This window comes from Pseudoroseomonas ludipueritiae (assembly GCF_014490445.1).
In the GTDB taxonomy this organism is placed as follows: Bacteria; Pseudomonadota; Alphaproteobacteria; order Acetobacterales; family Acetobacteraceae; genus Pseudoroseomonas; species Pseudoroseomonas ludipueritiae.
In genome coordinates, this window is sequence record NZ_JACTUZ010000196.1 from 1 (window position 1) to 6,869 (window position 6,869).

The 6,869-nt window shown below is 67.9% G+C and carries 7 protein-coding genes; 2 read left to right on the forward strand and 5 right to left on the reverse strand.

Features of this window, described 5'->3' with window-relative positions; translation table 11 throughout:
* The 5 genes from IBL25_RS23370 to IBL25_RS23390 form a co-directional block, all read right to left on the reverse strand.
* Positions 1-1,759: amidohydrolase (locus IBL25_RS23370; protein WP_238940618.1), on the reverse strand; the 1,759-nt coding region annotated here is incomplete at its 3' end.
* Positions 1,760-1,836: 77 nt separating this feature from the next.
* On the reverse strand, positions 1,837-2,091 hold the full coding sequence (locus tag IBL25_RS23375; RefSeq protein ID WP_187780882.1) for a DUF1427 family protein: 255 nt from the start codon (positions 2,089-2,091) through the stop codon (positions 1,837-1,839).
* A 200-nt stretch (positions 2,092-2,291) separates the two neighbouring features.
* Complete coding sequence (locus IBL25_RS23380; protein ID WP_456315882.1) at positions 2,292-3,200, reverse strand: alpha/beta fold hydrolase; 909 nt, start codon at positions 3,198-3,200, stop codon at positions 2,292-2,294.
* 86 nt (positions 3,201-3,286) lie between these two features.
* On the reverse strand, positions 3,287-3,943 hold the full coding sequence (locus IBL25_RS23385; RefSeq protein ID WP_194433808.1) for a hydrolase: 657 nt from the start codon (positions 3,941-3,943) through the stop codon (positions 3,287-3,289).
* A 134-nt stretch (positions 3,944-4,077) separates the two neighbouring features.
* Positions 4,078-4,899 carry an alpha/beta fold hydrolase gene (locus tag IBL25_RS23390; RefSeq protein ID WP_187780883.1) on the reverse strand — a complete coding sequence of 274 codons (822 nt, stop codon included), beginning with the start codon at positions 4,897-4,899 and terminating at the stop codon, positions 4,078-4,080.
* Between the two features lie 377 nt (positions 4,900-5,276).
* Between IBL25_RS23390 and IBL25_RS23395 the strand changes: the two genes are divergently transcribed.
* Together IBL25_RS23395 and IBL25_RS23400 are read left to right on the forward strand one after the other, a co-directional pair.
* Positions 5,277-5,873 carry a helix-turn-helix domain-containing protein gene (locus IBL25_RS23395; protein WP_187780884.1) on the forward strand — a complete coding sequence of 199 codons (597 nt, stop codon included), beginning with the start codon at positions 5,277-5,279 and terminating at the stop codon, positions 5,871-5,873.
* 119 nt (positions 5,874-5,992) lie between these two features.
* Positions 5,993-6,869, forward strand: an 877-nt coding sequence (locus IBL25_RS23400; protein WP_187780885.1) for an ATP-binding response regulator, incomplete at its 3' end; no start/stop codon positions are given.

Below are 6,869 nucleotides of genomic sequence, written 5' to 3' on the forward strand. Positions count from 1 at the left end.
AGCAGCGCGCCACGGCACGGGCGAAGGCGCCCTTGGCCGGGGCCGCCGCGCGCCGGTCCTGGTAGCCGCCGAAGCTGCGCACCGGCGACCAATCCGGCATGGCCGGCGGCAGGGGCGGCGCGAGGCGGGAGAAGTCGCCCGCGCCATGCACCACACGCCCGCCCACGACGGTGAGCACGGAGGTGATGTCCTGCACCTCGTCGCCCGGCACGGTGAAGTAGTCACGGTCCAGCACCGCGAAGTCGGCAAGCTGGCCCTCGACGATCTGGCCCTTCTTGCCTTCCTCGTTGGAGAACCAGGTGACCTTCTCCGTCATCATGCGCAGGGCCGTCTCGCGGTCCAGCGTATTGTGCTCGAGCGTGATGCGCATCCCGCCCACCGTCCTGCCGGTGGTGAGCCAGTACAGCGCCACCCAGGGGTTGTAGGAGGCGACACGGGTGGCATCCGTGCCGGCGGAGACCTTCACCCCCATTTCCAGCATCTTGGCCACCGGTGGCGTGGCCTCGGCGGCGCGGGCGCCGTAGCGCTCCACGAAGTATTCGCCCTGGTAGGCCATGCGGTGCTGCACGGCAACGCCGCCGCCGAGCCGCGCGATGCGCTCCAGGTTGCGCTCCGTCACCGTCTCGGCATGGTCGAAGATCCAGTGCAGATCGCCGATCGGCATCTCCTGATTCACCTTCTCGAACACGTCGAGAGCGCGAGAGATCGTCTGGTCATAGGTGGCGTGCAGCCGCCAGGGCCAGCGGTTCTGGATGAGGATGCGCACCACCGCTTCCAGTTCCGGCTCCATCTCGGGCGGCATCTCCGGGCGCTCCACCCGGAAGTCCTCGAAATCGGCGGCGGAGAAGACCAGCATCTCGCCCGCGCCATTCAGACGGAAATAATCGTCGCCCTGCTGGTACTTGGCGCTGCCGGTCCAGCGGAGGAAATCCTCCTTCTCCTGCTTCGGTTTCTGCGTGAACAGGTTATAGGCGATGCGGACTGTCAGCTCGCCATCCTCGGCCAGCTTCTGGATCACCTTGTAATCGTCCGGGTAGTTCTGGTAGCCGCCACCCGCGTCGATGGCGCCTGTCACGCCCAGCCGGTTCAGGTCGCGCAGGAAATGGCGGGTGGAGTTCAGCTGGTAGTCGAAAGGCAGCACCGGCCCCTTCGCCAGCGTGGCGTAGAGGATGGTGGCATTGGGCTTGGCCAGCAACAGGCCCGTGGGCGTGCCGTCCGGTGCGCGCTGGATCTCGCCGCCCGGCGGGTTCGGCGTGCTCTTGTCGTATCCCACCACGCGCAGCGCGGCGGCGTTCAGCAGCGCGCGGTCGTACAGGTGCAGGATGAAGACAGGCGTGTCCGGCGCGGCCGCGTTGATCTCGTCCAGCGTCGGCAGGCGCTTCTCAACGAACTGGTGCTCGGTGAAGCCACCGACGATGCGCACCCATTGCGGCGGCGGCGTGATGGCCACCTGGCGCTTCAGCATCGCCATCGCGTCGGCGAGCGAGCGCACGCCGTCCCAGCGCAGCTCCATGTTGAAGTTCAGCCCGCCACGGATGACATGCAGGTGATTGTCGATCAGCCCCGGGATCACGCGGCGGCCAGCGAGGTCAACCACGCGCGTGTTCGGCCCGGCGGTGGGCAGGATGGCGGCCGCATCGCCCACGGCGGAAAAGCGGCCGGCGGTGATGGCCACCGCCTGTGGCGCCGGGTTGGCACGGTCCAGTGTGGTGATCCCACCGTTATGCAGGATCATGTCGGGGGCGGTATCGGCGGCCATGGCGGGACTCCGGCTTGAAAGGGCGAGGCCGAGGGCCGCAAGGCTCCCGGCAACGGCGCGACGTGTGGGCTCGGTCATCAGACGGTGTCCCCGCCGCTGCGGCCGGGCAGCCGGCCGAACAGGTGCTGCGTGCATTCCTCCCGCAGCACCGCGATGGTGAACGGGTGGCCTTCCAGCAGGCGCTTCGCCACGGGGACGAGTTGCTCGCCGAGCAAGATGCCGAGGAGGCCGACCAGCGCCACCACCGGCGGCGCCGGCGAGCGGATGTTCAGCAGGCTGTACACGACGCCCACCAGCAATCCGGCGCCGAGTGAGAGAAGATAGGTCTTCATGCGGCGGACCTCATAGGAGCATCATGGGGTGACGGTCGTCAGCCGGGCCGGCCTGGGCCGGCCTTCGTGATCACGTCCGCCACCGTCTATAGGGCGGACAGGAGCGGCATGTGGCTGGCTGCCACCTCGACGGTGCGGAGGTTGAGTTGTTCCGCAAGGTCGAGTTGCAGCGCCACGCGTTCCTTTCCGACTAAACAGGCTCAGCCCCGCACGAAAGCCAGCAGGTCCGCGTTGATCGGCCCGGCATGGGTTGAGAGCATCCCGTGCGGGTAGCCCGGATAGACCTTCAGCGTGCCGTTCTTCAGCAGGTGGATGGACTTGTGGGCGGAGGCTACGATCGGCACGATCTGGTCGTCGTCGCCGTGCAGCACCAGCGTCGGCACGGTGATCGCCTTCAGGTCCTCGGTCTGGTCGGTTTCCGAGAAGGCCTTGATGCCGTCGTAATGCGCCTTGGTGCTGCCCATCATGCCCTGGCGCCACCAGTTCTGGACCACGCCGGGAAGAACCTGCGCCCCCGGGCGGTTAAAACCGTAGAAGGGACCCGACGCGACGTCGAGGAACGTCTGCGCGCGGTTATCGGCGACGCCCTTGCGGAAGCCGTCGAAGACCTCGACCGGCAGGCCCTCGGGGTTGCTCTCGGTCTTCAGCATCAGCGGCGGCACGGCGCTGACCAGCACGGCCTTCGCGACGCGGCCCGCCGGCTGGCCGTGCTTCGCGACATAGCGCGCGACCTCGCCGCCGCCGGTCGAATGCCCGATATGGACGGCATTCCGGAGGTCGAGATGCTCGGCCACCGCGAAGGCATCCGCCGCGTAGTGGTCCATGTCGTGGCCGTCGCTGACCTGCGCCGAGCGCCCGTGGCCGCGGCGGTCATGGGCGACGACCCGGAAACCCTTCTGAACGAAGAAGAGCATCTGGGTGTCCCAGTCGTCGCTGGAAAGCGGCCAGCCGTGGTGGAACATGATGGGCTGGGCATCCTTGGGGCCCCAGTCCTTGTAGAAGATGTCCACGCCGTCGTGGGTGGTCACATAGGCCATGGTGCTCTGTCCTTGCGGGATGGGTGTGGCGGCCGCCTTCGCGCCCTGCGGCAGGCCGGATGCGGTGAGCATCGCGGCCGCCATTCCGATGGCTTGCCTCCGGGCCGGCTGCCGCCAGTTCCGGGGCGCCGGTTCTTCCGAAGCCATCGCGCTTCGCCTCAGTGACCTTCGGACGCGCCGAACATCGACTTGGCGTAGATGATGCCGAGGCCGTAGGCGCCGCCGAACTTCTTGGCGATGCCGGTGGTCATCTCGTAGGTTTCGGTGCGAGCCCAGTCGCGCTGCAGTTCCAGCAGGTATTGCAGCGAGGTGATCGGCCGGGCGCCAGCCTGGATCATGCGCTCCATGGCGCGCTCATGCGCTTCCTCGGACACGTCGCCGCAGGCATCGGCGATCACATAGACCTCGAAGCCCTGGTCGATGGCCGAGAGCGCCGGGCCGACAATGCAGACCGAGGTCCAGAGGCCGGCCAGCACGATGCGCGGCTTGCCGATGCGGTTGACCTCCTCGATCACCGCCGCATCCTCCCAGGTATTCATGGAAGTGCGGTCAAGCAGGGCCTGGCCGGGAAAGGCGCGGGTGATTTCCTCGAACATCGGGCCGGAGAAGGATTTCTCGGCAACTGTGGTGAGGATGGTGGAGACGCCGAAGCCAGCGGCGGCCTCGGACACCAGGGCCGCGTTGTTGCGCAGCGTCACGGCATCGATGGACTTGGTCGCGAAGGACATCTGAGACTGGAAGTCGATCATGATGAGGGCGTGGTCATTGGCGTTGAGCAGCAGCTTGCCGGGGGTCGGGGTGGCGGTGATCGTCATCGGTGTCTCCTGGTCTGGATCGTGTGCAGGGATGATTGCTCGGTCCCTTGCGCAATGAAATTCCGAAGATGGCAAAGTTGAAATTGCGTGTATGCAATAGAAGCGGTGCGAGTCCTTCTCGTCCCGCCGGGATGTCAGGCCCTGGCGAAGGCCAGAAGGTTGGCGTTAAGTTGGTCCCGCGCCGTGTCGGTCAGGCCATGCGCGCCGCCGGGATAGATCTTCAGGCTGGCGTTCGGCGCCAGTTTCGCCGCGCGCATCGCCGTGGTCGCGACGGGCACGATCTGGTCGTCGTCACCATGGATGACGAGCACGGGAATCGTCATCTTCCGCAGGTCCTCCGTCAGGTCGGTTTCGGAGAAAGCCTTGATGCAATCGTACTGGTTCTTCAGCCCACCCATCATGCCCTGCAGCCAGAAGCTGTCACGCATGCCCTGGCTGACCTGATGGTTCTCGCGGTTCGCGCCGAAGAAGGCTTCGGTGAAATCGTGGAAAAGTTGGGAGCGGTCCTTGAGCATGCCGGCCCGGATGCCGTCGAAGACCTCCATCGGCAGGCCATCCGGATTGGTCGCGGTCCTGGCCATGACCGGCGTCACCGCGCCCACCAGCACCGCCTTGGCGACGCGTGAGGTGCCGTGGCGGCCGATGACGCGCGCCACCTCGGCGCCCCCAGTGGAATGCCCGACCATCATGGTGCCGCGAAGGTCGAGATGCTCCATCAGCGCGTAAAGGTCATCCGCATAGGTATCCATGTCGTTGCCGGCATAGGGCTGCGAGGAGCGGCCGTGGCCGCGCCGGTCATGGGCGATGCAGCGGAAGCCATGGGAAGCCAGGTGCAGCATCTGCACCTCCCAGGCGTCGCTGGACAGTGGCCAGCCGTGGCTGAACACGACCGGAGCACCGTGGCCCCAGTCCTTGTAGTAGATGGACGTGCCGTCCCTTGTGGTGAAGCTGGCCATGCGGCGGATCTCCTGCGGCTAGGCTGGAACGGGCAGGGCACCGGCCGCGCGGCCCGCCAGCATCGGCACGCGGCGGGTGGTGCCGCCGGGCCGTGGGTCATCCTGCATGACGTCTCTCCTGATGCTTCCGGGGCTACCGGCGCTGGCCATGCCCTGATGCGCCGGACCCTAGGCGGCGGAGGCGGGCTTCTCTTGCCCCAGCCGCATGGATTTTGGACGATCCGAACATCCCGCCATCGCCGGCGCGGATGGCGGCCCATCCCTTGGTTGGGGGTGGACAAGACCAAGAGATCGCCCCGGGTGGAGAATCGCGGGATGGAGGCCGCCGCGCTCCGCGCCCAGTCTGTGCGCGGCTGACATCCACATGGAACCGAGACATGGCAACGACCCAACCGCTTCCGGGCGTCCAGAACCGGCAGCTTTCCCCAGGATTGGAGCAGGACCTGTCGGAACTGCTGCGGCACGCGCGCGACCTGCTGGGCCATGACCAGCGCGCGGCGGCGCTGCTGCTGGATCGTGCCGCGCAGCTGCTGCCCGCGCCCGCCAGCCTGCCGGCCCGCCCTGGCGGGCTGGCGCCATGGCAGGTCCTGCGGCTGACGCGCTATGTCGAGGCGCATCTGGACCGTCAGATCCTGCAAAAGGATCTCGCCGCGGAGGTGCGTCTGAGCAGCGGGCATCTCGCCCGTTCCTTCAGGCGGAGCTTCGGCTGCACGCCGCATGCCTATGTCATGGAGCAGCGGGTCGGGCGCGCCAAGGCATTGATGGCGCGGACGGACATGCCGCTCTGCGAGATCGCCATCGGCTGCGGGCTGGCGGACCAGGCGCATCTTTCCCGCCTCTTCCGCCGGCTTGTGGGCAGCACGCCACTGGCCTGGCGCCGCCAGCACCAGCCGGCGCCGCGCGGCGGGGCGGGGGCAGGGCGCATCCGCCTGGTGGCCGCGGATGGCCGCTCCGGACAGGATTGTTTCGCCTGACCGTGGCTTCCCTCGCCTGGCATGTCTGTTCCGGCCAGGGCGCGGCCGGGCTCGATGGACAAGCCAAGGGCCGGGCTGGTATGGGCCACCCCTATGGCCTCTCTGCGGAACCGGGGGAGATGACACCGGCCCGAATCCTGATCGTCGAGGACGACCGTGTGGTGGCGCGGGACCTGGCCCAACAGCTTGCCACCATGGGCCACAGCGTCGTCGGCATGATCTCGCGGGGCGAGGAGGCCGTCCTCCATGTGGTGGAACTGCGGGCCGAGCTGGTGCTCATGGACATCCGGCTTGAGGGCGAGACGGATGGCATCACCGCCGCGCAGGAGATCCATGACCGCTGCCAGATCCCGGTCATCTTCCTGACCGCCTATGCGGATGCGGCGACGGTCAGCCGCGCCAGCCGCGCCGAACCCTTCGGCTATCTGCTGAAGCCTTTCGAGGAGCTGCAACTCTCCACCGTCATCGAGCTGGCGCTGCACAAGCACAGGGCCGAGCGGCAGCTGCGCGCCAGTGAGCAGCGCTACGCCACCACCCTCTCCAGCATCGGCGACGGCATCATCTCCACCGATGCGCAGGGCCGCATCATCTTCATGAACCCGGCCGCCGAGGCGCTGGCGGGCTGGCCGCGGCCGGAGGCATTGGGGCGGAGCATCGCCGGGGTGTTCCGGCTGGCGCACCATATCACCGGCGAGGCAGTGGAGGACCCGGTGCTGCTGGCCCTCCGCTCAGGGCAGGCGGCCGGGCTGCCGGCCGGCACGCTGCTGCTCACCCGCCACGGCCGGCATGTGCCGGTCGATGGCAGCGGCGCGCCGGTGCTGGGCGAGGACGGCCAGGTGATCGGCGCCGTGCTGGTCTTCTCGGACATGACGCGATGGCGGGAGGCGGAGGAAGCGCTGCACCGGGCGCGGACGGAGCTGGCGCATGCCGCGCGCATGGCGGTGCTGGGGGAGCTGACCGCCTCCATCGCGCATGAGGTGAACCAGCCCCTGATGG